At 64.5% G+C, this 23,005-nt stretch carries 28 protein-coding genes; 17 read left to right on the top strand and 11 right to left on the bottom strand.

Annotation, left to right across the window (positions count from 1 at the left end; all coding sequences use genetic code 11):
- Positions 1 to 70: 70 nt before the first annotated feature.
- From rpe to ACFSX5_RS01740, 3 genes are read left to right on the top strand one after another with little or no spacing between them, the layout of a single operon-like run.
- Positions 71 to 751, top strand: coding sequence for a ribulose-phosphate 3-epimerase (gene rpe, locus ACFSX5_RS01730; protein ID WP_386831185.1), 681 nt, complete (start codon positions 71 to 73; stop codon positions 749 to 751).
- A 30-nt stretch (positions 752 to 781) separates the two neighbouring features.
- Entirely contained in the window at positions 782 to 2,113 is a 1,332-nt protein-coding gene (purB, locus tag ACFSX5_RS01735) for an adenylosuccinate lyase (protein ID WP_386831187.1), read from the top strand.
- On the top strand, positions 2,110 to 2,661 hold the full coding sequence (locus ACFSX5_RS01740; protein WP_386831189.1) for an RBBP9/YdeN family alpha/beta hydrolase: 552 nt from the start codon (positions 2,110 to 2,112) through the stop codon (positions 2,659 to 2,661). Before purB ends, ACFSX5_RS01740 begins: the two co-directional genes overlap by 4 nt.
- 5 nt (positions 2,662 to 2,666) lie before the next feature.
- On the opposite strand, the gene ACFSX5_RS01745 is transcribed toward ACFSX5_RS01740, so the two are convergent.
- Entirely contained in the window at positions 2,667 to 2,990 is a 324-nt protein-coding gene (locus tag ACFSX5_RS01745; RefSeq protein ID WP_386831191.1) for a DUF1476 domain-containing protein, read from the bottom strand.
- 224 nt (positions 2,991 to 3,214) lie between these two features.
- On the opposite strand from ACFSX5_RS01745, the gene purC reads away from it, so the two are divergent.
- The 11 genes from purC (at position 3,215) to ACFSX5_RS01800 (ending at position 13,133) form a co-directional block, all read left to right on the top strand.
- Positions 3,215 to 3,979: a phosphoribosylaminoimidazolesuccinocarboxamide synthase gene (purC, locus tag ACFSX5_RS01750; RefSeq protein ID WP_386831193.1), complete on the top strand. Its 765-nt coding sequence runs from the start codon at positions 3,215 to 3,217 to the stop codon at positions 3,977 to 3,979.
- A 9-nt stretch (positions 3,980 to 3,988) separates the two neighbouring features.
- Positions 3,989 to 4,231, top strand: a complete 243-nt coding sequence (gene purS, locus ACFSX5_RS01755; RefSeq protein WP_386831195.1) for a phosphoribosylformylglycinamidine synthase subunit PurS — start codon at positions 3,989 to 3,991, stop codon at positions 4,229 to 4,231.
- Positions 4,232 to 4,481: 250 nt separating this feature from the next.
- The gene (locus tag ACFSX5_RS01760; protein ID WP_386831197.1) at positions 4,482 to 5,558 is read left to right on the top strand and encodes an acyltransferase family protein; all 1,077 of its coding nucleotides are present in this window, start codon (positions 4,482 to 4,484) and stop codon (positions 5,556 to 5,558) included.
- Positions 5,559 to 5,658: 100 nt separating this feature from the next.
- On the top strand, positions 5,659 to 6,327 hold the full coding sequence (gene purQ, locus ACFSX5_RS01765; RefSeq protein ID WP_386831199.1) for a phosphoribosylformylglycinamidine synthase subunit PurQ: 669 nt from the start codon (positions 5,659 to 5,661) through the stop codon (positions 6,325 to 6,327).
- Positions 6,328 to 6,353: 26 nt separating this feature from the next.
- Complete coding sequence (purL, locus tag ACFSX5_RS01770) at positions 6,354 to 8,588, top strand: phosphoribosylformylglycinamidine synthase subunit PurL (RefSeq protein WP_386831201.1); 2,235 nt, start codon at positions 6,354 to 6,356, stop codon at positions 8,586 to 8,588.
- Positions 8,589 to 8,661: 73 nt separating this feature from the next.
- Positions 8,662 to 9,264 carry a hypothetical protein gene (locus ACFSX5_RS01775; RefSeq protein ID WP_386831203.1) on the top strand — a complete coding sequence of 201 codons (603 nt, stop codon included), beginning with the start codon at positions 8,662 to 8,664 and terminating at the stop codon, positions 9,262 to 9,264.
- A gap of 69 nt (positions 9,265 to 9,333) precedes the next feature.
- Positions 9,334 to 9,567, top strand: coding sequence for a BolA family protein (locus tag ACFSX5_RS01780; RefSeq protein ID WP_386831205.1), 234 nt, complete (start codon positions 9,334 to 9,336; stop codon positions 9,565 to 9,567).
- A gap of 2 nt (positions 9,568 to 9,569) precedes the next feature.
- Positions 9,570 to 9,896: a DUF6665 family protein gene (locus tag ACFSX5_RS01785; RefSeq protein ID WP_386831207.1), complete on the top strand. Its 327-nt coding sequence runs from the start codon at positions 9,570 to 9,572 to the stop codon at positions 9,894 to 9,896.
- 143 nt (positions 9,897 to 10,039) lie between these two features.
- Positions 10,040 to 10,375, top strand: coding sequence for a Grx4 family monothiol glutaredoxin (gene grxD, locus ACFSX5_RS01790; protein WP_386831209.1), 336 nt, complete (start codon positions 10,040 to 10,042; stop codon positions 10,373 to 10,375).
- Between the two features lie 158 nt (positions 10,376 to 10,533).
- Entirely contained in the window at positions 10,534 to 11,769 is a 1,236-nt protein-coding gene (locus ACFSX5_RS01795) for an MFS transporter (RefSeq protein ID WP_386831211.1), read from the top strand.
- A gap of 110 nt (positions 11,770 to 11,879) precedes the next feature.
- Complete coding sequence (locus tag ACFSX5_RS01800) at positions 11,880 to 13,133, top strand: multidrug effflux MFS transporter (RefSeq protein WP_386831213.1); 1,254 nt, start codon at positions 11,880 to 11,882, stop codon at positions 13,131 to 13,133.
- Here ACFSX5_RS01800 and ACFSX5_RS01805 read toward each other — a convergent pair.
- The 5 genes from ACFSX5_RS01805 to ttcA all read right to left on the bottom strand — a co-directional run bounded on the left by ACFSX5_RS01805 (position 13,130) and on the right by ttcA (position 16,206).
- On the bottom strand, positions 13,130 to 13,759 hold the full coding sequence (locus ACFSX5_RS01805; RefSeq protein WP_386831215.1) for an ATP-dependent Clp protease proteolytic subunit: 630 nt from the start codon (positions 13,757 to 13,759) through the stop codon (positions 13,130 to 13,132). The genes ACFSX5_RS01800 and ACFSX5_RS01805 overlap by 4 nt on opposite strands.
- A 49-nt stretch (positions 13,760 to 13,808) precedes the next feature.
- Complete coding sequence (locus ACFSX5_RS01810) at positions 13,809 to 14,150, bottom strand: SRPBCC domain-containing protein (RefSeq protein WP_386831217.1); 342 nt, start codon at positions 14,148 to 14,150, stop codon at positions 13,809 to 13,811.
- Positions 14,147 to 14,461 (bottom strand): ArsR/SmtB family transcription factor, encoded by a 315-nt coding sequence (locus ACFSX5_RS01815; RefSeq protein ID WP_386831219.1) that lies wholly within the window; start codon positions 14,459 to 14,461, stop codon positions 14,147 to 14,149. Before ACFSX5_RS01815 ends, ACFSX5_RS01810 begins: the two co-directional genes overlap by 4 nt.
- Positions 14,462 to 14,524: 63 nt before the next feature.
- The gene (locus ACFSX5_RS01820) at positions 14,525 to 15,343 is read right to left on the bottom strand and encodes an inositol monophosphatase family protein (protein ID WP_386831221.1); all 819 of its coding nucleotides are present in this window, start codon (positions 15,341 to 15,343) and stop codon (positions 14,525 to 14,527) included.
- Positions 15,340 to 16,206, bottom strand: coding sequence for a tRNA 2-thiocytidine(32) synthetase TtcA (gene ttcA / locus ACFSX5_RS01825; protein WP_386831222.1), 867 nt, complete (start codon positions 16,204 to 16,206; stop codon positions 15,340 to 15,342). The genes ACFSX5_RS01820 and ttcA overlap by 4 nt, the downstream gene beginning before the upstream one ends.
- A 155-nt stretch (positions 16,207 to 16,361) precedes the next feature.
- On the opposite strand from ttcA, the gene ACFSX5_RS01830 reads away from it, so the two are divergent.
- Complete coding sequence (locus tag ACFSX5_RS01830) at positions 16,362 to 17,768, top strand: SbmA/BacA-like family transporter (RefSeq protein WP_386831224.1); 1,407 nt, start codon at positions 16,362 to 16,364, stop codon at positions 17,766 to 17,768.
- 110 nt (positions 17,769 to 17,878) lie between these two features.
- On the opposite strand, the gene rpsD is transcribed toward ACFSX5_RS01830, so the two are convergent.
- From rpsD to ACFSX5_RS01855, 5 genes are all read right to left on the bottom strand, one after another.
- Complete coding sequence (gene rpsD / locus ACFSX5_RS01835) at positions 17,879 to 18,496, bottom strand: 30S ribosomal protein S4 (RefSeq protein WP_386831226.1); 618 nt, start codon at positions 18,494 to 18,496, stop codon at positions 17,879 to 17,881.
- Between the two features lie 171 nt (positions 18,497 to 18,667).
- Complete coding sequence (locus ACFSX5_RS01840; protein ID WP_386835557.1) at positions 18,668 to 19,900, bottom strand: MFS transporter; 1,233 nt, start codon at positions 19,898 to 19,900, stop codon at positions 18,668 to 18,670.
- A 59-nt stretch (positions 19,901 to 19,959) separates the two neighbouring features.
- Entirely contained in the window at positions 19,960 to 20,754 is a 795-nt protein-coding gene (locus ACFSX5_RS01845; RefSeq protein WP_386831228.1) for an RNA methyltransferase, read from the bottom strand.
- 58 nt (positions 20,755 to 20,812) lie between these two features.
- Positions 20,813 to 21,409, bottom strand: coding sequence for a GNAT family N-acetyltransferase (locus ACFSX5_RS01850; RefSeq protein ID WP_386831230.1), 597 nt, complete (start codon positions 21,407 to 21,409; stop codon positions 20,813 to 20,815).
- 95 nt (positions 21,410 to 21,504) lie between these two features.
- Entirely contained in the window at positions 21,505 to 22,098 is a 594-nt protein-coding gene (locus ACFSX5_RS01855) for a GNAT family N-acetyltransferase (protein ID WP_386831232.1), read from the bottom strand.
- Positions 22,099 to 22,125: 27 nt separating this feature from the next.
- Here ACFSX5_RS01855 and ACFSX5_RS01860 point away from each other — a divergent pair, with 27 nt between their 5' ends.
- Positions 22,126 to 22,623 (top strand): GFA family protein, encoded by a 498-nt coding sequence (locus tag ACFSX5_RS01860; protein ID WP_386831234.1) that lies wholly within the window; start codon positions 22,126 to 22,128, stop codon positions 22,621 to 22,623.
- The gene (locus ACFSX5_RS01865) at positions 22,620 to 22,955 is read left to right on the top strand and encodes a TfoX/Sxy family protein (RefSeq protein WP_386831236.1); all 336 of its coding nucleotides are present in this window, start codon (positions 22,620 to 22,622) and stop codon (positions 22,953 to 22,955) included. Before ACFSX5_RS01860 ends, ACFSX5_RS01865 begins: the two co-directional genes overlap by 4 nt.
- Positions 22,956 to 23,005 lie beyond the last annotated feature (50 nt).

The following is a 23,005-nucleotide window of genomic DNA, read 5'->3' on the forward strand; positions in this document are numbered from 1 at the left end:
CATGGCTAGCTTGTCACGCGCGCCCCTGGCCGCTAAGGCAGGCGGGCCGCTCACCGCCCGCGAGGCCGAGATGACCAGCCGTCCCATCCGCATTGCCCCTTCGATCCTGTCGGCCGATTTCGGCCGGCTGGCGGAGGAAGTCGCCGCGATCGATGCCGCCGGGGCCGACTACATCCATGTCGACATCATGGACGGCCATTTCGTGCCCAATATCAGCTTCGGCCCGGCAGTGATGGCCTCGGTGCGCCAGGTGACGCAAAAGCCGTTCGACGTGCACCTGATGGTCGCCCCCGTCGATCCCTATATCGCCGCCTTCGCCAAAGCCGGCGCCGACGTCATCACCGTTCATGCCGAGGCCGGCCCGCACCTCCACCGCACGCTGCAGGCGATCCGCGCCGAGGGCAAGAACGCGGGTGTCGCCATCAATCCCGGCACGCCGGTGTCCGCGGTCGAGGCCGTGCTCGACGACATCGACCTCCTGCTGGTGATGTCGGTGAACCCCGGCTTCGGCGGCCAGGCTTTTATCCCCGGCACGCTCGACAAGCTGCGACAGGCCCGCGCCCTGGTTGGCAATCGCCCGATCGAGATCGAGGTCGACGGCGGCATCACCGCCGACAATGCCCGTGCCGTTGCCGATGCTGGCGCAACCGTGTTCGTTGCCGGCTCTTCGGTGTTCGGCGGTAACGAAACGCAGACATATCCTCACCGTATCGCTGCAATTCGCAGCGCCGCGACCACCCGCACCGCCTGACTCAATCTCTGACCGGACAGCCGTAAGCTCATGATTCCCCGCTACTCCCGCCCCGAAATGGTCTCCGTCTGGTCGGCCGAAACCCGCTTCGCCATCTGGTTCGAAATCGAAGCCCACGCCACCACGAAACTGGCGGAACTCGGGGTGGTGCCGCGCGAAGCGGCGGCGCGGATTTGGGAGGCGATGAACGCCCGCAAGGCCGAGCGTGGCGACTATGGCTTCGACGTCGCCCGCATCGACGAGATCGAGCGCACCACCAAGCACGACGTCATCGCCTTCCTGACCCACCTCAGCGAGATTGTCGGGCCGGAGGCGCGGTTCGTGCACCAGGGCATGACCTCGTCGGACATTCTCGACACCACCCTGTCGGTGCAGCTTAAGCGCGCCGCCGACATCCTGATCGCCGATATCGACGCGCTCCTGGAGGCCCTCAAGCGCCGCGCCTTCGAGCACAAGGACACCATCACCATCGGCCGCTCGCACGGCATTCACGCCGAGCCGACCACCTTCGGGGTAAAGCTGGCCGAGGCCTATGCCGAGTTCACCCGCAACCGCGTCCGCCTTGTCGCCGCCCGTGACGAAATCGCGACGGCCGCCATCTCCGGCGCCATCGGCACCTTCGCCAATATCGACCCGTCGGTGGAAGAATATGTCGCCGACAAGCTCGGGCTGGCCATCGAGCCGGTGTCGACGCAGGTGATCCCGCGTGACCGCCACGCAATGTTCTTTGCCACTCTCGGCGTGGTCGCCAGTTCGATCGAGCGCGTCGCGGTGGAAATCCGTCACCTGCAGCGCACCGAAGTGCTGGAAGCCGAGGAGTATTTCTCGCCCGGCCAGAAGGGCTCGTCGGCCATGCCCCACAAGCGCAACCCGGTGCTGACCGAGAACCTCACCGGCCTCGCCCGTCTGGTCCGCGGCATGGTCACCCCTGCCCTCGAGAACGTCGCCCTCTGGCACGAGCGCGACATCTCGCACTCCTCGGTCGAGCGCATGATTGGCCCCGACGCCACGGTGACCCTCGATTTCGCCCTCGCCCGGCTGACCGGCGTCATCGACAAGCTGGTGGTCTATCCCGAGAACATGCGCAAGAATCTCGACCTGCTCGGTGGCCTGCACAACTCCCAGCGCGTCTTGCTGGCGCTGACCCAGGCCGGCTACAGCCGCGAGGACAGCTATGCCGCCGTCCAGCGCAACGCCATGAAGGTGTGGGAGCACCGGGGCGATCGCACCGGCCTGTTCGCCCAAAACCTCAAGGACGACCCCGAAGTGACTCTGAGCGATGCGCAAATCGACGCCATGTTCGATGACGCGTACCACCTCAAGCACGTCGACACGATCTTCCGCCGGGTATTCGGGCAATGAAGATTTCCGAGGCCGACATCCTGGTCCTGCCGGGTCTTGGCAATTCCGGTCCCGGCCACTGGCAGCAGCGCTGGGCCGAGCGGATGAACACCGCCGCCATCGTCGAGCAGGCGGACTGGGACGAGCCGGACCTCGACGACTGGGTGCTGACCATCGAGCAGGCTGTACGCCTCACCGATCGGCCGGTGGTGCTGGTGGCGCACTCGCTGGCAGTATTGGCGGTGGCGCATGTGGCGCCCCGGCTGGCGCACAGCAATGTCCGTGGCGCCTTCCTGGTGTCTCTGCCGGATGTGGAGCAGAGCCAAGCGGTGCCGGAAGAGGCGCTCGGCTTCGGACCGATCCCGCGCGATCCCCTGCCCTTCCCGTCGATGCTGGTGGCGTCGGCCAACGACCCGCTGTGCAGCGTCGACCGTGCGGTGGAGTTTGCCACCTGCTGGGGATCGGACTTCCACCAGGCGGGTGACGCCGGGCACATCAACGTCGCCTCCGGTCACGGTCCGTGGCCAGAGGGACTGCTGATGTTCACGCGGCTGATGCAGCGGCTCTGAAAGCCTCAGCCTTCGGCGGCGATCTGCTCGTTGGCGACGCCGACCAGGGTGGCCATCTTCTGGCGAATCACGTCGTCCCCGACGCTGATGCCGCGGGCCTTGAGGTCGCCCGAAACTTTGCGGAAGACGTCTTCGTCACCGGCTTCCTGGAAGTCGGCAGCAACCACTTCGGCGGCATAGGCCTTGGCCTCTTCGGGCGACAGGCTCATGAGTTCGGCGGCCCAGATGCCGAGCAGCTTGTTGCGACGCGCCTCCGCCTTGAACTTCTTCTCGGCGTCGAAGGCGAACTTGGCTTCCTCGCCCCGCTTGCGATCGTCGAACCCGCTCATGCAGCTCTCCCAAATATGGCTCAAGGCCGATACGGCCATGTCTTCGACATAGGCGGTTCACCCGCCCAAATCAACGGCGCTCCGGGCCTTGCGACGAAGTGCGACACACACGGTGAGACAAGGCTGCCATCCCCAGCAATCATGCGAAAGAACTTGCATCCCGGGCCGGTTCTATCGCATGAAGCGGCCAAATCCACCCCTCCTCTCGACCGGTTTGGGATGCCATGAACCGCCGCCGCAAAATCTACGAAGGCAAGGCCAAGATCCTGTTCGAAGGCCCTGAGCCGGGCACCCTGGTCCAGTACTTCAAGGACGATGCGACCGCCGGCAACGGCGCCAAGCATGAAGTGATCGACGGCAAGGGCGTGCTGAACAACCGAATCTCGGAGTTCATCTTCTCCAAGCTGAACGATCTCGGCATCCCCACGCACTTCCTGCGCCGCATCAACATGCGCGAGCAGCTGATCAAGGAAGTGGAGATCATTCCGCTCGAGATCATCGTGCGCAACGTCGCCGCCGGTTCGCTGGCCAAGCGCCTCGGCCTCGAGCCGGGCACCCGCCTGCCCCGATCGATCATCGAGTTCAGCTACAAGGACGACGCACTCGGCGACCCGATGGTCTCCGAAGAGCACATCACCGCCTTCGGCTGGGCAACCCCGGCCGAACTCGACGACATCATGAGCCTTGCGGTCCGGATCAACGACTTCCTGACCGGCCTGTTCATGGGCGTCGGCATCCAGCTCGTCGACTTCAAGATCGAAGTCGGCCGGCTCTACGAGGGCGACATGATGCGCATCGTGCTCGCCGACGAGATCAGCCCCGACAATTGCCGGCTGTGGGACATCAAGACCCGCAACAAGATGGACAAGGACCGCTTCCGCGAGGATCTCGGCGGCCTGGTCGAGAACTATCGCGAAGTTGCCCAGCGCCTCGGCATCCTGGTCGAGAACGACAATGCGCTGACCACCGGTCCGCGGCTGGTTCAGTAGGAGCGGGACATGAAGGCGCGCGTCATCGTCACGTTGAAATCCGGCGTTCTGGACCCCCAGGGCCAGGCCATCGAAGGCTCGCTCAAGGGCCTCGGCTTCCCCGGTGTGGCCAATGTGCGGCAGGGCAAGGTGTTCGACCTCAATCTTGAGGGAACCGATGAATCCGAGGCGCGTTCCCGGCTTACCAGCATGTGCGATAAGCTGCTGGCCAATACTGTGATCGAAAACTACACGATCGAAATCTCAAATTAACGGCTGTCGCCGATAACCATTTTCGCGCCAGTTCCAGGCGCAGGACTGTACTGCCATGCTCAAGACCCTTTCGCTTTCCGTGATGTTCGTCGCTACCCTGGGCCTGATGTTCGCGGCTTACGCGTCCGTGCCCGTCTGAGGCCTGCGATCCGTTTACCATAGAGTCGATCTGCCGGTGCTCGCACCGGCATTTTACCGTCGGCTCCATCGCTCGCGCTTATGATGCGCTCCGGAAATCCGGAGTGCATGCATGGGTGTCAAAGACAATCGGCTCGCCTGGGTCGACATGGCCAAGGGCCTGTCGATCTTCCTCGTCGTCATGATGTATTGCGCCGCAAGCGTGGGCGAGGACACCGGCCAGACCGGCGTCCTCCACTGGGCGCTGGCCTTCGCCATGCCGTTCCGCATGCCGGAGTTCTTCCTGATCTCCGGCCTGTTCCTGTCACAGGTCATCGCCCGCCCCTGGAAGGCTTACGCCGACCGCCGCGTGGTCCATTACCTCTACTTCTACGCGCTTTGGGCTGTGATCCACATCGTGTTCAAGGTTGCGCTGGTCGGGCGCGATCCGGTGACCGCCGGGGCATATCTCGCCTGGGCGGTGATCCAGCCCTATGGCGTGCTCTGGTTCATCTACATGCTGGCGGTGTTTGGCGCGGTCACCAAGCTGCTGCACGATATCCGCGCCCCACACTGGGCCGTGCTGGCCGTCGCCGCAGTGCTGCAGATGGCCGGGATCCACACCGGCAGCTACCTGGTCGACCAGTTTGCCGCTTACTTGGTCTACTTCTATGCCGGCTATGTCTTCGCACCGCGCCTGTTCGCGCTCGCCGATTGGGGCAATCGCAATACGCTGGCGGCGCTCGGAATGCTCGCCGTGTGGGCCGCGGTGAATGCCGCGCTGGTGTTCTCGCCCGGCTTCCGGCTCGATCCCGTACACATCCAGATGGGCTATGCCGCCCTGCCCGGCGTGCATCTGCTGCTGGCGCTTGCCGGCGCAGCGGCCATCTGCCTCATTTCGGCTCTGCTGGTTCGCCTGCCCTGGATGGACTGGCTGCGGTGGACGGGGACCAAGTCGATGGTGGTCTATGTCGCCTTCGTGCTGCCGATGGGCGTGGCGCGGCTGATCCTGCTGCGGCTTGGGATCGAGGAGCCGAACGTGCTGAGCCTCGCCACCATGGCCGTAGCCATCGTCGCGCCGCTGGTGCTGTGGTGGCTGACCGAGAAGACCGGCTTTGGCCGCTGGCTCTTCGAACGGCCCGGCTGGGCACACCTGCCCGGCACCAGGCGATCGGCTCCGCCGACAGCGGCGGTTGCCGCAGCCGAATAACACGCGCAAGTGTGGGCGATCGCAACGCGGTCGCCCTTGCCTTTTCGGCCAAGACTCACCACAAGGACCCCGCGCATCCCTGACATTGCGAGGACCCACGATGAAGTCGGCTGTCATCGTCTTTCCCGGCCTCAACCGCGACCGCGACATGATCGCGGCGCTGACCCAGATTTCCGGCACCGCTCCGGCCACCGTGTGGCACCAGGACACGGACATCCCCGAGGCTGACCTGATAGTCATCCCCGGCGGCTTCTCCTACGGCGACTACCTGCGCTGCGGCGCCATCGCGGCACGCTCGCCGATCATGGACAAGGTGCGCGAGCGAGCGGCGGCCGGTGTTAAGGTGCTCGGCGTCTGCAACGGCTTCCAGATCCTGATCGAAGCTGGCTTGCTGCCGGGTGCGTTGATGCGGAACACGTCGCTGAAGTTCGTCTGCCGCGAGGTCAAGCTCGAGGTCACCAACGCCGACACCGCCTTCACCCGCGGCTACACCCAGGGCCAGATCATCCGCTGCCCGGTGGCCCATCACGATGGCAACTACTTCGCCGACGCAGAGACGCTGGCACATCTCGAGGGCGAGGGGCGCGTCGCCTTCCGCTATGCCGAAGGAACTAACCCCAACGGCTCGATCAACGACATTGCCGGTATCCTCAATGACAAGCGCAATGTGCTCGGCCTGATGCCGCACCCCGAGAACCTGATCGAGGCCGCCCATGGCGGCAGCGACGGGCGCGCCCTGTTCGCCGCCGCTCTCGGCGTCGCTGCCTGATCTCCCCTCTTCCGACCGGATCCGGAATGACCTTCGACAACGACATCGCCATCACGCCCGAGCTCGTCGCCGACCATGGCCTCACGCCGGAAGAGTACGACAAGATCGTCAGCCTGTTGGGCGGCCGCAACGCGCCGACCTACACCGAACTCGGCATTTTCTCCGCGATGTGGAACGAGCACTGCTCCTACAAGTCGTCGAAGAAGTGGCTGAAGACGCTGCCAACCACCGGTCCGCGGGTGATCCAGGGCCCTGGCGAGAACGCCGGCGTCGTCGACATCGGCGACGGCCAGGCCGTCGTGTTCAAGATGGAGTCGCACAACCACCCAAGCTACATTGAGCCCTATCAAGGCGCGGCGACGGGTGTTGGCGGCATTCTGCGCGACGTGTTCACCATGGGTGCGCGGCCGGTGGCGGCCATGAACGCGCTGCGCTTCGGTGCGCCGGAACATGAAAAGACCCGGCACCTCGTGGCGGGTGTGGTGGCCGGCGTCGGCGGCTACGGCAACTCCTTCGGCGTTCCCACAGTGGGCGGCGAGGTGGAGTTCGACGAGCGCTACAACGGCAACATCCTCGTCAACGCCTTCGCTGCGGGCCTCGCTGACACCGACAAGATCTTCTACTCCAAGGCCAAGGGCGTTGGCCTGCCGGTGGTCTATCTCGGCGCCAAGACCGGCCGCGACGGCGTCGGCGGCGCCACCATGGCCTCGGCGGAGTTCGGCGACGACATCGAAGAGAAGCGCCCGACCGTGCAGGTCGGCGATCCCTTCACGGAAAAGCGCCTCCTCGAAGCCTGCCTCGAGCTGATGGCGACCGGCGCGGTGATCGCCATCCAGGACATGGGCGCTGCCGGCCTCACCTGCTCGGCCGTCGAAATGGGCGCCAAGGGCGACCTCGGCATCGAACTCGACCTGGACAAGGTGCCGGTGCGCGAAGAGCACATGACCCCCTACGAGATGATGCTGTCCGAATCCCAGGAACGGATGCTGATGGTGCTGCATCCCGACAAGGAAGCGGCGGCCCGGGCAGTCTTCGAGAAGTGGGAGCTTGATTTCGCCACCGTCGGCAAGACCACCGACGACCTGCGCTTCCGCGTGCTGTGGCAGGGCAAGGAAGTGGCCAACCTGCCGATCAAGGAACTCGGCGACGAGGCCCCCGAATATGATCGCCCCTGGGTGGAGCCCGCCAAGCCGGCTCCCGTGACCGAGGTGCCCCGCATGGATGTCTCCGACGCCTTGCTGCGCCTGATCGGCGGCCACCAGGCCTCCTCGCGGCGCTGGGTCTATGAGCAGTACGATACCCTGATCCAGGGCAATTCCCTGCAGCGGCCCGGCGGTGATGCCGGAGTGATCCGGGTTGAAGGTCACCCCACCAAGGCACTCGCCTTTTCCTCGGACGTGAACCCCCGCTATTGCGAAGCCGACCCCTATGAGGGCGGCAAGCAGGCAGTAGTCGAATGCTGGCGCAACCTGACCGCGACCGGTGCGGAGCCCCTTGCGGCCACCGACAACCTCAACTTCGGCAACCCCGAGCGGCCGGAAATCATGGGCCAGCTGGTCAAGGCCATCGAAGGTATCGGCGAAGCCTGCAAGGCGCTGGATTTCCCCATCGTTTCGGGCAACGTGTCGCTCTACAACGAGACCAACGGCCGCGGCATTCTGCCGACCCCGACGATCGGCGGCGTCGGGCTGCTGCCCGACTGGAACCGCATGGCGCGGGTCGGCTTCGCCGCCGAGAACCAGGTGATCCTCCTGGTCGGTGCTCCGGCGGAGCGCGGCACCCATATGGGCCAGTCGATCTATCTGCGCGACCTGTTCGGCCGCCGTGATGGTGCGCCGCCGCCGGTCGACCTGGCGCACGAGCGCCGCACCGGTGACTGGGTGCGCAAGCTCATCCGCTCCGGTGTGGCAACCGCCGTGCATGACCTGTCCGATGGCGGCCTTGCCGTGGGACTCGCCGAAATGGCCATCGCCTCCGGCGTCGGCGCCCAGGTGGTGGACCTCACCGAAGTCGATCCGGTGGTCCAGTACTTCGCCGAGGACCAGGGACGTTATCTGGTGACCGTGGCCCTCGATCCGCAGGGCGAGGAGATCCTGGCGCTGTGGGATGAGGCCAAGGCGCTCGGTATCCACGCGCCGTGGATCGGCACCACCGGCGGCAGCGACCTGGTTCTGGGCGCAGCGCGGCCCCTCCCCGTCCGCGAATTGCGGGCGGCCCACGAGAGCTGGTTCCCCAACTATATGGACGGCAAGGCCGCTTGACCGAAGTGGCCGCCTTACCTTCGCCGCTGTTTGGAGCGTTCTGGACCGGTACGCCGGTTCAGGAGACATCCGAATGAGACAGCACCCCGCCCTCGGTCTTGCAGCCGGCCTTCTGCTGGGGGTGCTTCCAGGCGTTGCCATGGCGCAAAGCGTCAGCGTCAGCCGCTCGGTGCTGGAGAACCAGCCCTATACCCTGATCTACCCCGACCCGATGGTCGCAAGCGGCGGCCTCGACGCGCCGGTTGTGATCAACCACCCGGACGCGCCGCTGCAGTGCTCGATGAGCATCGTACCGGTGGAAGACAGCAACTGGACTGCCGAAGCGGCGCTGGCGTCGCTGGACGACGACGAAGTGGTGGCCGGCTGGGCCGAAACATTCCCCGGCTTTACTCTCGGCAACAAGGCAGTGGTAGCTTACCAGAGCGGCCCTGCGCTGATCTATGACGGCACCAGCACCGACTCGCCCATGGGCATGCCGCTGACCGTGGTGCACACGGAAACCGTGGATGGCGGCCGCGGCTACACGCTCGACTGCTTCTACGACACCGCAGGCGAGGTGCAGCTGCGACCACTGGTCGAGTTCATCATCGCCAATTTCTCGACCAATTCCGATGCCGGCTGCTGCGTCGGCGCGGAACCCGCATCTGCCGAAGACGAAGCTGTTACGCCGCAGTAGCCGCTTGTTGAAGGGGTTCGGGCGCTGGCCTATCTATGGGCGACAAGAACCAGACTTCGGGAGGTCGACATGGCAATGGATGCAAACGAGATCGAACGCCGGATCAAGGCGGCCCTCCCCGATGCCAGGATTGAAATCCGCGACCTCGCCGGTGACGGAGACCACTACGCGGCGACCGTGATCTCCGAGCAGTTCCGCGGCAAGTCGCGCGTGCAGCAGCACCAATTGGTCTATGCCGCGTTGCAGGGAGACATGGGCGGTGCACTGCACGCGTTGGCCCTGCAGACCGGAGTACCCGACTGACCATGAGCCTGCGCGACTCGCTCGAACTGATCCGCATCGTCCGCCCCGAGGCGGGCACAGCGGCGCTCGAGCACGAGATCGCAGCAGAGCGCGCTTCGTCCATGGGTGCGGCGGAAGCGCGGGTGAAGACCACTGTCCAGGCCTTGCGCGAGGCAAAGGGCGATCGCACTTCGCTCTTGCGGGAGGCGCAGCAGGCAGTTTGGGCCTATTTCGTGCAGCGGGAGCTGATCGGCTTCCGCCGCCACGCCGACGTGATTCAGGATCTCAACATTCCCGGCGAAGTGCTTGCCGGACTTGGCGCGATGCGTTCTACGCCGAAGCCCAGGTAAGTTTCGTCTGCGGCCTGTGTGGGTTGCCGCACGGCGCGGTGAAGCCTAGCAGGCGACGCTCATCTCGACAGCGCCGCCATCCTGCCCTATCTAGTGCGTGACGCGAAGCCGGACCTTGACCCCGGTAACGAAAGGCTCCTCCCATGACCGACATCAACGCCTTCATCGACGACAAGGTGAAGAACAACGACGTGTTCCTCTTCATGAAGGGCTCGCCGGATTTCCCGCAGTGCGGCTTCTCCGGGCAGGTCGTGCAGATCCTCAATTATCTCGGCGTCGACTACGGCAGCGCCAACGTCCTCGAGTCGGACGAACTCCGTGAAGGCATCAAGGCCTACACCAATTGGCCCACCATCCCGCAGCTCTATGTGAAGGGCGAGTTCGTCGGCGGCGCTGATATCGTGCGCGAGATGTTCCAGTCGGGCGAACTGCAGACCCAGTTGCAGCAGGCCGGCGTTGCGGTGAAGCAGAGCGCCTGAGGCGCTGGCGCAAATCAGTTTCAGAAGGCCCCGCCTCAGCGCGGGGCCTTTCTTTGCGCACAAATCCATCAGCAGCGCTGATGGCAGCCATCATGCAATATCGCTTTGCGTGATGGCGAGGCAGGCGTAGGTTCTGCACCGCTGTTCAGGTGCTTGCCATGTCCGCCTCCGTTTCCCGCCCCGCCATCCCGCTGCCGCTGGTCATCATCGCCGGCTGCATCATCGCCGCCATCGGCTTCGGTACGCGTGGTGCCTTTGGGCTGTTCACCCTTCCGGTCACCGAGGATCTCGGGCTGACCCGTGAGCAGTGGGGGATGGCCATGGCCGTGCAGAACCTGGTGTGGGGCATCGCCCAGCCCTTTGCCGGCGGCTTCGCCGATCGCTACGGCAGCGGCCGAGTGCTCGCCTTCGGCGGTCTGATCTATGCCGCTGGCGTGCTTGGCATGGCGTTCTCCCCCGATACGCTGACCATGACGCTGAGCGCCGGCGTGGTGACCGGCGTCGGCATCGCCGTGGCCTCGTTCGGCGTGGTGATGGCAGCCTTCGGCCGCGCGGTCCCGCCGGAAAAGCGCAGCTTCGTCTTCGGAGTTGCGACGGCCGCGTCGTCCGGCGGACAGTTCCTGTTTGCGCCCATCGGGCAAGGCTTCATCAACGCGTTCGGCTGGCAGATGGCGCTGGTCTGGATCGCGCTGATCCTGCTGCTGATCGTGCCGCTCTCCCTCGCCCTGCGTGGCCGCGCCGAGTCGGTACCCGGCCAGGCCGACCTGCCATTCATGCAGGCGCTATCGAGCGCGTGGGGACATGGCTCCTACCGCCTGCTGGTGGTTGGCTTCTTCGTATGTGGCTTTCATCTGGCGTTCATCAACGTTCATATGCCGGCCTATCTGGTGCAGTGCGGCCTGAGTCCCGAGGTGGGCAGTTGGACGATTTCCGTCATCGGGCTGTTCAACATCGTCGGCTCACTCCTGTCGGGATGGCTGGGCAACCGCCTGCCGCGGCAACTGCTGCTTGCCAGCATCTACTTCCTGCGCGCCTTGGCCATCGCCGGCTTCCTGCTGCTGCCGGTGAGCGAAGTGACCGCCTACGTCTTCGCCGCCACCATGGGGCTCCTGTGGCTTTCGACTGTGCCGCTGACTGCTGGCCTCGTAACGCTTTTCTTCGGCCCGCGCTACATGGGCATGCTCTACGGCGTCGCCTTCTTCAGCCATCAGGTCGGCTCGTTCATCGGCGTCTGGCTCGGCGGCTACGTCTACGACGCCACCGGCGCCTACGATCTGGTCTGGTATCTTGGCATCCTGCTGGGCCTCGCCTCCGCGGCGGTGCACATCCCGATCCGCGACCGGACAGTGGCGAATTTCGGCATGAAGACAGCCGCGCCAGCCCCGGCCGAATGATCGTTTGTTGCCGATAGAGGCTTGCAAATGCCCGGAACGAAGTTCATGGTCCGGCCCTATATTCTGCGCCGCCCCTCCCCGGCCGCGCTTCTTTTCTGAGCAAGATTCCCATGGCTGACCATTTCAACCGGGTGCTTTCGCGCCCTGAATTCATTGCCCTGATCGCGGCATTGATGGCGCTCAACGCGCTGGCAATCGACGTGATGCTGCCCGCCCTGCCCTATATGGGGGAGGCTTTGGGCGTCGCGAGCGAGAACGAGCGGCAGTATGTGGTGTCCTCCTACATGCTCGGCATGGGCATCGCCGTGCTGGCATTCGGGCCGCTGACCGATCGCTTCGGCCGCCGGGCACCGCTGCTCTTCGGCATCGCCGTCTATGTCGTGGCTGTCACGGCCGCAATCTTCGCCCCGACCTTTGAGACGCTTCTGGTGCTGCGCTTTGTCCAGGGCATGGGCGCCGCGAGCGTGCGTGTCATCGCCACAGCCGTGGTGCGCGACCGGTATCGCGGCCGCGAGATGGCGGAGGTGATGTCGCTGACCTTCATGGTGTTCATGGCCATTCCGGTGCTGGCGCCCGGCATCGGCCAGGTGCTGCTGCTGACTGGACCCTGGGAGATGATCTTCCTGTTCATGGGCCTGCTGGCACTGGCGTTCTGGCTGTGGACGTACTTCCGCCTGCCCGAGACGTTGCCCGTCGAGCGCCGCCGTCCGCTCAGCCTGCGGGCCGTGTTCACCGGGTTCCGCATCGTCTTCACCAACCGCGCCGCCTTCGCTTACGGGTTGGCGGGCATGTTCCTGTTCGGGGCGCTGTTCGGTTTCATCAGCTCTTCGCAACAGATCTATGTCGATATCTACGGGCTGGGCGTCTACTTTCCTGTGGCGTTCGCCGGTGTGGCTGCCCTGATGGCGGTTTCGTCCTTCACCAACTCCAAGATCGTCCGCCGGCTCGGCATGCGCCGCATCTCGCACGGTGCGGTGCTAGTGTTCACCGCCTTCAGCGGCATCTGGCTGGCCATGGCAACGTTCGGCTTTCTGCCGCTGTGGCTGTTCCTTGGCCTGCTCTGCATCATCATGTTCGCCTTCGGCTGGTCCTCGGCCAACATGAACTCGCTGTCGATGGAGCCCCTCGGTGAAGTCGCCGGTACCGCCGCATCGGTGTTCGGGTTCATCCAGACGGTCGGCGGAGCACTGATCGGCGGCTATATCGGCCAGATGTTCGACGGCACCACCATTCCGTCGGCCATGGGCTACTTCGGCATGGGCGTGCTGACGCTGATCTGCATTCTCGTCGCCGAAAAGGGGCGCCTGTTCGGCGTCGGCGAGGAATATGCTTCCGCCGATCTGGCGCCTGTCGAAGCCCACTAGCCCCCCGTGGAAGGCGCCGGCGGCTCAAGCTGGCTCCGGTCGTGGTAGACGTGGTCCACCAGTCCCCATTCGCGGGCTTCGGTGGGTGACATGTAACGGTCGCGCTCCAGCGCGGCCTCCACCTCTTCGTAGGTGCGGCCGCAGTGGCGGGCATAGATCTCGTTGGTGCGGCGCTTGATGCGCAGGCTCTCCTCGGCATGGATCAGGATGTCGGTGACCTTCCCCTGATAGCCGCCCGAAGGCTGGTGCAGCATGATCGAGGCATTGGGCAGGCAGACGCGCTGCCCCGCCTCGCCGGCCGCCAGGATCAGGGTCGCTGCGGAGGCAGCCATGCCCATACACAGCGTGCCGACCGGCGCCTTGATGAACTGCATGGTGTCGTACATCGCCAGGGCCGAGGTCACCACGCCGCCGGGCGAGTTGATGTAGAGGTAGATCGGCTTGGTCGGCGCGTCGGCTTCCAGAAACAGCAACTGGGCGCTGACCAGCGAAGCCATTGTGTCCTCGATCTGGCCGTTGAGGAAGATGATCCGCTCGCGCAAGAGCCGCGAGTAGATATCGAAGGATCGCTCGCCGCGGCTCGACTGTTCGACGACCATAGGGACGAGTTGCATCATGTCGCGCATCGGCGACCTCCTTGAGGCTGGGAGATGGGGGGTGGTGAGACGCCGAGCGCTAAGCCGCGAGCAGCATCATCGTCGGGGCCGGATCGTTGCTGTTGGCGGCGACAGGCAATCTAGGCGGCGTGTGGGTGAGGCGGAACGCCGTGCGTCCTTCGCCATCGGGCGCCAGCTCGAAGGTGACGATGCTGTCTTCGGGCGTGCCGCCCGAACCGGCCTCGCGCCAGCGATAGCTGAGGCTGTGGTTCTCTTCCGCGGCGAGCACCGTCAGATCGAGATCAGCCGACGGCTGCAGCCAGCGCTCGAGATATTCAGGAATGGTCAGCGCCCGCCAGACCTTCTCGAGAGGGGCGTCCAGCGTGCACTCGAACACCAGCTCGGCATCGGTGTCGGTCATTGATCCATCTCCTTGAGCAGGTCCCTGAGGGAGTCGATGCGGCTCGGCCAGAAATCGCGGTAGCGGGCGAGCCATTGGTGCAGCGGCGCGAACCCCGAAGCATCGACGCGATAATTGACGAAGCGTCCCTCGCGCCGCTCGCTGACCAGCCCTGCCCCGCGCAGCACCGCAAGATGCTGCGACATGGCCGGCTGCGAGATGGCAAAGCCCTCGCGCAGATCGGTGGCCGTCATCTCCGCCCCCGCCAGCCTTTCCAGGATGGCGCGGCGGGTGGGGTCAGCAAGAACCTTGAATATTTCAGCTTCCGTCATGCCCACACATAAGCACGTACTTATGCGTCACGCAAGAGGCGGAGTTTCACGCGTGATGGCGAGCTAGAAGGTGAACACTTCACGCCGCAGCATCTGCCAGCTGGCCTCATCGACGGTGGCCAGCAGTCCGCCGCCGGTGTGGTGGGGCTGGTATTCACTGCCGTCCATGCGGCGGACGTAGCCGCCGGCTTCCTGGGTCATGAGGGCACCGGCGAGATGGTCCCAGGGCATCAGCTTGTTGTAGCTGACGAACTGGCCGTGGCCGGAGACGAAGGTGCGGTACTCATGGCCGGCGCAGCGGTAGTTCGAGAGCAGCCGCAGCTTGTCGGTGTTAGCGAGAATTTCCGGGCGCTTGTCGGCCGGCATGTAGGCCACGGACGCCATGCCGACCATCTGCTCGAGCGGCAACGGCTCGGCCACATGCAGCCGGATGGCCTCGCCATCGGGCCGGCGCAACCAGGCGCCGCTCCCCTTCTCGGCGATGAACCAGTCATCGCCCATAGGGTCGTAGATGATGCCGGCGACCGTCTCCCCGCCCTTCACCAGCGCCGCCATGGTAGCAAACAGCGGCAGGCCGGCGGCGTAGTTGGCGGTGCCGTCGATGGGATCAACTACCACCGCCAGATCGGCCTCGGCGAGCTTGGGCAGCAGGCCGGGATCGGCGGCGACCGATTCCTCGCCGACGAACAGCGCCTCGGGTAGCGCCACCTCCACCCGCTCGCGGATCACCTGCTCAGTGGCCGTGTCCGCCTCGGTGACGAGGTCGATGGCTTCGCTCTTGGTCTGGACCATGCCGTCATCGAGCCGACGGAAACGCGGCAGGGCTTCAGCCCGGGCAGCATCGCGAAGGATGTGGGCAAGGGAGAGGATGTCTAGGCTCACGGGGTCGTTCTCCGGTCCGCCAGGGCGGCGAAATCGAACAGGCGTGGATCGAGCATGTGGCTCGGACTGATGTTGCCGAGGGCGCGGATCATCACGTCCTTGCGGCCGGGCATGCGCCGTTCGATGTCGGTCAGCATCGCCTTCATGGCATTACGCTCGAGCCCGTCCTGCGATCCGCAGAGGTCACACGGGATAATGGGGAACTGCATCGCGTCGGCAAAGCGGGCAAGGTCTTCCTCGGCGCAGTAGATCAGGGGACGCAGCACTTCGACGTCTCCATCGTCGTTCAGCAGGCGCGGCGGCATGGCGGCAAGCTTGCCGCCATGGAACAGGTTCATGAAGAAGGTTTCGAGGCTGTCATCGCGATGGTGTCCGAGCACCAGCGCCGAACACCCCTCCTCCCGGGCGATCCGGTAGAGATTGCCGCGACGCAGGCGTGAGCAGAGCGAGCAATAGGTGGCGCCCTGCGGCAGCTTGTCGGTGACGATGGAATAGGTGTCCTGGTACTCGATGCGGTGCTCGACACCGACGCGGGTCAAGTACTCGGGCAGAATGTGCTTGGGGAAGTTGGGCTGTCCCTGATCGAGATTGCAGGCGAGCAGGTCGACCGGCAACAGCCCCCGCCACTTGAGATCGAGCAGCAGCGCCAGGAGACCATAGCTGTCCTTGCCGCCGGAAAGCGCCACCAGCCAGCGATCGCCGGGCCGGACCATGCCAAATTTGTCGAGGGCCTCGCGCGTGTTGCGGATCAGGCGCTTGCGCAGCTTGTTGAACTCGACGGAGCGCGGGGCGCCGGCAAAGATCGGGTGCGCGCCGGCATCGCTATCTTCGGTGGCCGGCAAGGCTTCCATGACCTCGCTCATGGCGAACTCCCGGTTGGTGAAACCGCTTGTCTGTAACCGCCATGCTGTCCGAGGGAAAGGCACCAGGCACCTTACCGAAACTTAATTTCCCTTCCTTGCGGAAGCCGAATTGTGACGGCTAGATGAAGCCGTTTCCGGCACCCTGGAGTCTCGCGGTGTTTCGCTCGTTTTTTCCCGCTCCCAAGCTCTTCTTTTCATCCGCTGCCCTGTGGCTTCTGGCTTCGGTGCTGATCTGGTTTACCGTTGGCGAACCAATCCGCTCCGTCATCAGTATCGATCGGTTCACACATCCAGTCGCCGCCGCCGTTCAGGACCAGCCCACTACTGCAGCTGAACCGGTGACGGACCCGGCGGCAGGAGCAGCGCTGACAAATCCAAACGCCCCGGCGGACACCGCCAGCGATGCGCCCCCTCCCTCAGAGGCTGCAGCCAGCGCGCCAAACCCGACTGCAGCAGCGGCAGCAGGAGCGGAGCTCAACTTCCTCACCGCGGAGCGCGTCTGGCTCTACCAATACGTGCTGATGGTGGCGCTGGTGTTCTGCGTCTTTTGGTACTTCTACAAACGCAACGAGTGGTACTGGTGGTCGGTGGTGTCCACCACCGTGATCCTGCTGGTGATCTACTTCCAGGTGCAGGTGCAGGCCTTCGTAAACGAGTGGTCGGGGTCGTTCTTCAACACCATTCAGCTGGCTCTGACGCAACCGGGATCGGTGACGCCGGAACAGCTCTACGGCCTGACCTGGACCATCGTGCTCGTTACCATCCCAAACGTGTTGGTCGCGGTCGCACTTGCCTTCTACACGTCTCACTATGTGTTCCGTTGGCGCAAGGCGATGAACTTCTACTACATGGAGTACTGGCCGCAGATCCGCACGGTCGAGGGAGCGGCGCAGCGCGTGCAGGAAGACACCATGCGCTTCGCCGCCATCATGGAAGATCTCGGAACGGCCTTCTTCGACTCCTTGATCACCCTGGTGGTGTTCCTGCCGCTGCTGTGGAACCTTTCAGCCAACATCAGCGAACTGCCGATCTTCGGCGCAACCCCGGGTGGGTTGGTGTGGGTGGCGCTGGTGGGTGCGGCTGCAGGTACGGCACTGTTGGCCGTCGTGGGTATCCGGCTGCCTGGTTTGAACTTCAACAACCAGCTCGTGGAAGCGGCATATCGAAAAGAACTGGTGTTCGGTGAAGATGTCGCCGAACGAGCCGATCCGCCGACGGTGCGGCAACTGTTTGCGGCGGTGCAGCAAAACTACTATCGCCTCTATTTCCACTACACCTACTTCAACCTCGCCCGGTACGGGTACACCAACATGGTCGGCTATGTGCCACTGCTGGTAATGGCCCCGTCGATCCTCGCCGGTACGCTGACCATGGGCCTATACCAGCAGATTCAGATCGCGTTCGGTCAGGTGTTCGGCTCGTTCCAGTTCTTCGCCCGAGCCTGGACGGTGATCGTCGAGCTGCAGTCGGTAATTATGCGCCTGCGCAAATTCGAGAGCTACATCCCCAAAGACCAAGAGCCGATCAAGGCCAGCGTTAGCGACGCGGCCGCGGCGACCTGAGCGATCTACGAGGCAGGGCCTCCCGGCCCTGCCTGCCTGACCAGGTACGGACAATACAAAAAGGGCCGCTCTTGCGAGCGGCCCTTCTTCATATCGATCGATACTGCGTCTTAGCGCGAGTAGAATTCGACGACCAGGTTCGGTTCCATCTGCACCGGATAGGGCACGTCCGACAGGGCCGGAACGCGGGTGTAGGTGGCGGTCATCTTGTTGTGGTCGACTTCGATGTAGTCCGGCACGTCACGCTCGGCGAGCTGAACGGCTTCGAGCAGGACGGTGAGCTGCTTGGAGCGCTCACGGACTTCGATCTTGTCACCGACCTTGACCTGGTAGGACGGGATGTTGACGCGCTTGCCGTTGACCAGGATATGGCCGTGGGACACGAACTGGCGGGCGGCGAACGGGGTCGAGACGAACTTGGCGCGGTACACGATCGCGTCGAGACGCGATTCGAGCAGGCCGATCAGGTTCTCGCCGGTGTCGCCCTTTCGGCGGTTGGCTTCGTCATAGAGCTTGCGGAAGCTCTTTTCGGTGATGGAGGCGTAGTAGCCCTTCAGCTTCTGCTTGGCGCGCAGCTGCAGACCGTAGTCCGAGAGCTTGCCCTTGCGGCGCTGACCGTGCTGGCCCGGGCCATAGGCACGAGCGTTGAGCGGGGACTTCGGGCGGCCCCAGATGTTTTCGCCAAGACGGCGGTCAATCTTGTACTTGGCAGAAATGCGCTTCGACATCGCGTATCCTTCGTATCGAATGAATGGATCGCGCCCTCCTCTGCCCTCCTTGCGAAGGGCCGACAGACTCCCAAAGAGAATCCCGGGTGCGCCTAAAGGGCCCTCTGGGCCGGAATAGGTGGGCGCGTCTTATAGCCCGGGTGGTGAAGAGTCAAGCAAAGCCGCGGATTTCTAGGCCATGCGCTTGTCGAGCGTGCGCTGCTCCCGCAACTGCGGGAATATCTGGCTCCAGATCACCGCAACAGCGATGGCCCCGAAGCCGCCGATGACCACCGCCGGCACCGGCCCGATGAAGTGGGCGACCGTACCTGCACGGAACTCGCCCAGTTCGTTGGAGGCGCCGATGAACACCGAATTGACCGCGTTGACCCGGCCGCGGACTTCCTCCGGCGTCCACAGCTGCATGATGGTTTCGCGGATAGTGACGCTGACCATGTCCGACGCGCCGACCAGGGCCAGCGCCGGCACCGAGACCCAAACCGTGGTGGAGAAGCCGAACAACGCCGTAAAGGCGCCGAACAGGCCCACGAACAGGAACAGCAACTTGCCGGCATGATCACGGATCGGGAAGCGGGTGAGGAACAGCGCCATGGCAATCGCGCCAACGCCCGGGGCAGCGCGCAGAAGCCCGAGTTCCTGCGGGCCGGCCTGCAGGATGTCCTTGGCATAGACCGGCAGCAGCGCCACCGCGCCGCCCATCAGCACGGCGAACATATCCAGCGAGATGGCGCCCAGCACGACCTTGTTGGAGAGGATGTAGCGGAAGCCGCCAAAAATGGTCTCGAGGCTGGTGGCCTGTCCTCCCCGCGCCTGATGCGGCTTGGGAATCAGCAGCACTGTGACCACCGCACAGGCGAGCAGTGTCGCGCTGGTGCCGAAGGCGACGGTCGGCGCGATGCCATAGAGCAGTCCGCCGGCGGCCGGGCCGAGGATGGCGGCCATCTGCCAGGCGGTGGCGTTGGTGGTGATGGCGTTGGAGAGCGCCTCGGGCGGCACCAGGTTCGGCGCCAGCGACTGCGCTGCCGGCCCCCAGAAGGCCCGCGCCGTACCGAGCACCACCAGAATGGCGAAGATCGGCCAGACCTCATGGGCCTGGGCGTTGACGAAGACTAGGAACCCCAAGGCGCAGAGCAGTTCCACGGTGAGGCAGACCGCCATGATCCCACGTCGGTTGAAGCGATCGGCCGCGAGACCGGTAATCAGGATCAGCAGCAGCGAGGGCAGAAACAGGCTGAGGCCCACAAGACCCAGCAGGAACACGTTGCCGGTGACGTCGTAGATCTGCCAGGCGACCGACACCGACATGATCTGGACGGCGAAGCTGACCAGCAGGGTGGTGAGCCAGAAGAAGCGGAAGCCGCGATAGGTCAGCGCAATGCGCGCCGGTTCGGTAGGAGCTTGCATGGTGACGCGAGATTGCACGCCCCTGCTGCGCCGTCAAAGCCGCAGAAGGGCGAAACCGTCTAGTCTTCCGCCTTCTTCATCCGGTTCGGGTTCGGCCGCTCGTGTCGGCGATCGATCGACGAGATGACGCCGCGCAGTGTGCGAATCTCCTGCGAGGTGAAGTTGCCACGGGTAAGCGCCGTCCGCAGGTTATTGACCATGCTCGGGCGTTTGTCGGGCGTGGTGAAGAAGCCGGTCTGGTCCAGCACACCTTCCAGGTGCTCGAACAAGCCCACGAGCTCGCTGCGCGGGGCCGCTTCGGCAAGGCCGCTATCGAAAGGCAACTGTCCCCGTCCGGACTGCAGCCGCCATTCATAGGCGAGGATGAGGACGGCCTGGGCGATGTTGAGCGAAGCGAATGCCGGCTCGACCGGCAGGGTAACGATGATGTCGGCGAGCGCAACCTCGTCGTTGAGCAAGCCCCACTTCTCGCGCCCAAAGAGCAGGCCGGCGCCTTTGCCACCACCGATGTGTGCAGCCATGCGGCGGGCGGCCTCGTCGGGGCCTATCACCTCTTTCTGCATATCGCGGGACCGAGCCGTGGTCGCATAGACGAGGCTGAGGTCGGCGACGGCATCTTCCAGGCGATCGAACACCCGCACCCGCTCGATGACGTGATCCGCACGCGACGCAGCCGCCACCGCCTTCTCGTTCGGCCAACCATCCCGCGGTTTGACCAGCCGCAGGTCCCAGAGACCGAAATTGGCCATGGCTCGTGCCGCGGTGCCGATGTTCTCGCCGAGTTGAGGCTCGACGAGGATCACGGCCGGTGTCGGCAGCAAGTCTATGCGTTGGGAAAAGTCGGTTCCGGCCATATGTGCGCCACTCTGCTGAGATCAGGCGCACATAGCCAGTTGAATGCCGCGATGTAAATCAGGCGACGCGTGGGCGCGGCCGCAGGTCCTGCACCTTGGTGGAGCGCTGCCATTCGCGATCGAGGATGGCGAAGTGCAGTTCCTCGTCCCATTCGCCCTGGAACAGGGCGTGCTCGCGATAATGGGCTTCGAGGCGCATCCCCATCTGCTGCATGAGCTTGATGGAGTGGTGGTTCCGGCCGTCGCAGCGGCAGAACACGCGATGAATCCGGAAGTGGTCGAAGGCGAGATCGAACATCGCGCTGATGGCTTCGCGGGCGAAGCCCTGGCCAGAGAAGGCCGGGTTGATGCAGAAGCGGATTTCACCCTGCCCGGCGGTCGCATCGCTCCACTGCAGCGACACATGGCCGATCAGCTTCTTATCGCCCTTGCGCACCATAGCCAGCGTGATGGTATCGCCGGGCCGCTGCAGGCTGACATGGCTCCGCATGGCGTTGAGCGCTGCCGCCACTTCGGCTTCGTCACGCGAGCGGCTGACGACATAGCGCTGTACAGAGGGCAGAGTGTGGTAGGCAGCCAGGTCGCTGAGGTCGCTACGCTCGAACGGACGGAGGATCAAGCGCGTGGTTTGCAACGGCAGGGACAAGGACGGCATGGTGGCGAACTCCCGACGGAAATTTTGTATTGTTGGCCCGCCCTGACAACGTACTTGGAAGAAGCGAAGTTCCTCTAGAAAAAGGGAAAATCATGCTACGCCGGAGCACCGAAATCGAGTTCGGTCTGGTGCAACGCCTGCCATTCACGCCGCAGGATGGCGTAGACAAACTCCTCGTCCCAACCGCCTTTGAACCAGTCGTGCTCGTGGAAATGGGCCTCCCGACGCATCCCGAGTCGCTCCATCAAGCGCCATGACGCGGTGTTAGCGGCCCCGCACCGCGCATAGACCCGGTGCATGTCTCCCTGTCCAAACGCGAGGTCCAGCAGGCAACCGGCCGCTTCGGTCGCATAACCGCGACCATGCACCCGAGGGTCGAAGATCCAGCCAATCTCGGCTTGCCGAGCTTCGACATTGCGCCAGATCAGCGATACCTCGCCAATCAGCAGACCTGTCGAGCACAGATCGACTGCCAGGACGATGCGGTCTCCGGCCTCCCGGAAGTTAACCTGTGTTGTACGCTGCTGCACGGCAAGGGCGCACTCCTCTCGGCTGAGCGCCGGATCGAACAGGTAGCGCGCCACATCCTCACGGCCGCGATAGGCATGCACCGCGTCGACATCGCCGCGGGTAAACGGCCGCAAGCGCAACCGCCCGGTCTCGATGGGGTACTGAGGCTCGAGGGACATCACCTACTCCACGGAGTGTTCCTGCTGATGGCGGACAAGGCAAGCCGACTTGCTCCGTATCTGCCGGCAATCTACGCTCGGCTGATGGAACCTCAACGGCAAAAGCTCGACCTTATTGCCACCTGCGACTGCGGGGCGGTGCGGCTGACGCTGGATGGGCCGGTGCTGGCGATGTTGCAGTGCAGTTGCGAGAACTGCCAGAAGGTTTCGGGCGGCGGACATTCATCGGTGGTGCTCGTGCCTGCCGATACGGCGACGCTGAGCGGGGACACCAAGAGCTACACACGACCGGCCGCTTCCGGTGCCGACTTCACCCGTCACTTCTGCGCGGCCTGCGGTACAACGGCCTTGGCCCAGTCCTCACGGGCGCCTGATGTCGCCATCATACCCGCCGGGCTGCTCGCCGGGCAGAACGCGTGGTTTGCGCCCAACCAGTTGATCTTTGCCGGCAGCCTTCCGGACTGGGACCAGATCGATAGCGCCCTGCCCCGCTACACCGCCTATCGTCCGGAGAAGCAGTTATGAGCATGGCGGTGGACGAACTCGCCGACCGCATCCGTCCCCTGATGCCACCGCAGGGGCGGATCGAGGAGAGGCGCATGTTCGGTGGCATGGCTGTCATGCTGAACGGCAACATGGTCGTATGTCCTACCAAGGAGGGCTCGCTGATCGTGCGTGTCGGCAAGGAGGGCATGGCGGACGCACTGGGGATAGACGGCGCCACGCCAATGGAGATGGGCGGCAGGGTGATGTCCGGTTTCGTGCTCGTCCCCGGCGACGCGCTGGAGGAGGACGAGGCGCTGGCGGGCTGGATACGCCGAGCGCTCGCCTTCGCCACCACCCTGCCGGCGAAATAATGCCTCGGCATGCCCCCTTGCCGAGCGCCGCTTTGCGCTTTGCCATGCCG

This window comes from Devosia albogilva, assembly GCF_042685625.1.
Lineage (GTDB): Bacteria > Pseudomonadota > Alphaproteobacteria > Rhizobiales > Devosiaceae > Devosia > Devosia albogilva.

Excerpts from the sequence above, each read along its gene's own strand:
- rpe (WP_386831185.1), top strand. The coding sequence starts at position 71 with ATGACCAGCCGTCCCATCCGCATTGCCCCTTCGATCCTGTCGGCCGAT.
- purB (WP_386831187.1), top strand. The coding sequence starts at position 782 with ATGATTCCCCGCTACTCCCGCCCCGAAATGGTCTCCGTCTGGTCGGCC.
- ACFSX5_RS01740 (WP_386831189.1), top strand. The coding sequence starts at position 2,110 with ATGAAGATTTCCGAGGCCGACATCCTGGTCCTGCCGGGTCTTGGCAAT.
- ACFSX5_RS01745 (WP_386831191.1), bottom strand. The coding sequence starts at position 2,990 with ATGAGCGGGTTCGACGATCGCAAGCGGGGCGAGGAAGCCAAGTTCGCC.
- purC (WP_386831193.1), top strand. The coding sequence starts at position 3,215 with ATGAACCGCCGCCGCAAAATCTACGAAGGCAAGGCCAAGATCCTGTTC.
- purS (WP_386831195.1), top strand. The coding sequence starts at position 3,989 with ATGAAGGCGCGCGTCATCGTCACGTTGAAATCCGGCGTTCTGGACCCC.
- ACFSX5_RS01760 (WP_386831197.1), top strand. The coding sequence starts at position 4,482 with ATGGGTGTCAAAGACAATCGGCTCGCCTGGGTCGACATGGCCAAGGGC.
- purQ (WP_386831199.1), top strand. The coding sequence starts at position 5,659 with ATGAAGTCGGCTGTCATCGTCTTTCCCGGCCTCAACCGCGACCGCGAC.
- purL (WP_386831201.1), top strand. The coding sequence starts at position 6,354 with ATGACCTTCGACAACGACATCGCCATCACGCCCGAGCTCGTCGCCGAC.
- ACFSX5_RS01775 (WP_386831203.1), top strand. The coding sequence starts at position 8,662 with ATGAGACAGCACCCCGCCCTCGGTCTTGCAGCCGGCCTTCTGCTGGGG.
- ACFSX5_RS01780 (WP_386831205.1), top strand. The coding sequence starts at position 9,334 with ATGGCAATGGATGCAAACGAGATCGAACGCCGGATCAAGGCGGCCCTC.
- ACFSX5_RS01785 (WP_386831207.1), top strand. The coding sequence starts at position 9,570 with ATGAGCCTGCGCGACTCGCTCGAACTGATCCGCATCGTCCGCCCCGAG.
- grxD (WP_386831209.1), top strand. The coding sequence starts at position 10,040 with ATGACCGACATCAACGCCTTCATCGACGACAAGGTGAAGAACAACGAC.
- ACFSX5_RS01795 (WP_386831211.1), top strand. The coding sequence starts at position 10,534 with ATGTCCGCCTCCGTTTCCCGCCCCGCCATCCCGCTGCCGCTGGTCATC.
- ACFSX5_RS01800 (WP_386831213.1), top strand. The coding sequence starts at position 11,880 with ATGGCTGACCATTTCAACCGGGTGCTTTCGCGCCCTGAATTCATTGCC.
- ACFSX5_RS01805 (WP_386831215.1), bottom strand. The coding sequence starts at position 13,759 with ATGCGCGACATGATGCAACTCGTCCCTATGGTCGTCGAACAGTCGAGC.
- ACFSX5_RS01810 (WP_386831217.1), bottom strand. The coding sequence starts at position 14,150 with ATGACCGACACCGATGCCGAGCTGGTGTTCGAGTGCACGCTGGACGCC.
- ACFSX5_RS01815 (WP_386831219.1), bottom strand. The coding sequence starts at position 14,461 with ATGACGGAAGCTGAAATATTCAAGGTTCTTGCTGACCCCACCCGCCGC.
- ttcA (WP_386831222.1), bottom strand. The coding sequence starts at position 16,206 with ATGAGCGAGGTCATGGAAGCCTTGCCGGCCACCGAAGATAGCGATGCC.
- rpsD (WP_386831226.1), bottom strand. The coding sequence starts at position 18,496 with ATGTCGAAGCGCATTTCTGCCAAGTACAAGATTGACCGCCGTCTTGGC.
- ACFSX5_RS01840 (WP_386835557.1), bottom strand. The coding sequence starts at position 19,900 with ATGCAAGCTCCTACCGAACCGGCGCGCATTGCGCTGACCTATCGCGGC.
- ACFSX5_RS01845 (WP_386831228.1), bottom strand. The coding sequence starts at position 20,754 with ATGGCCGGAACCGACTTTTCCCAACGCATAGACTTGCTGCCGACACCG.
- ACFSX5_RS01850 (WP_386831230.1), bottom strand. The coding sequence starts at position 21,409 with ATGCCGTCCTTGTCCCTGCCGTTGCAAACCACGCGCTTGATCCTCCGT.
- ACFSX5_RS01855 (WP_386831232.1), bottom strand. The coding sequence starts at position 22,098 with ATGTCCCTCGAGCCTCAGTACCCCATCGAGACCGGGCGGTTGCGCTTG.
- ACFSX5_RS01860 (WP_386831234.1), top strand. The coding sequence starts at position 22,126 with ATGGCGGACAAGGCAAGCCGACTTGCTCCGTATCTGCCGGCAATCTAC.
- ACFSX5_RS01865 (WP_386831236.1), top strand. The coding sequence starts at position 22,620 with ATGAGCATGGCGGTGGACGAACTCGCCGACCGCATCCGTCCCCTGATG.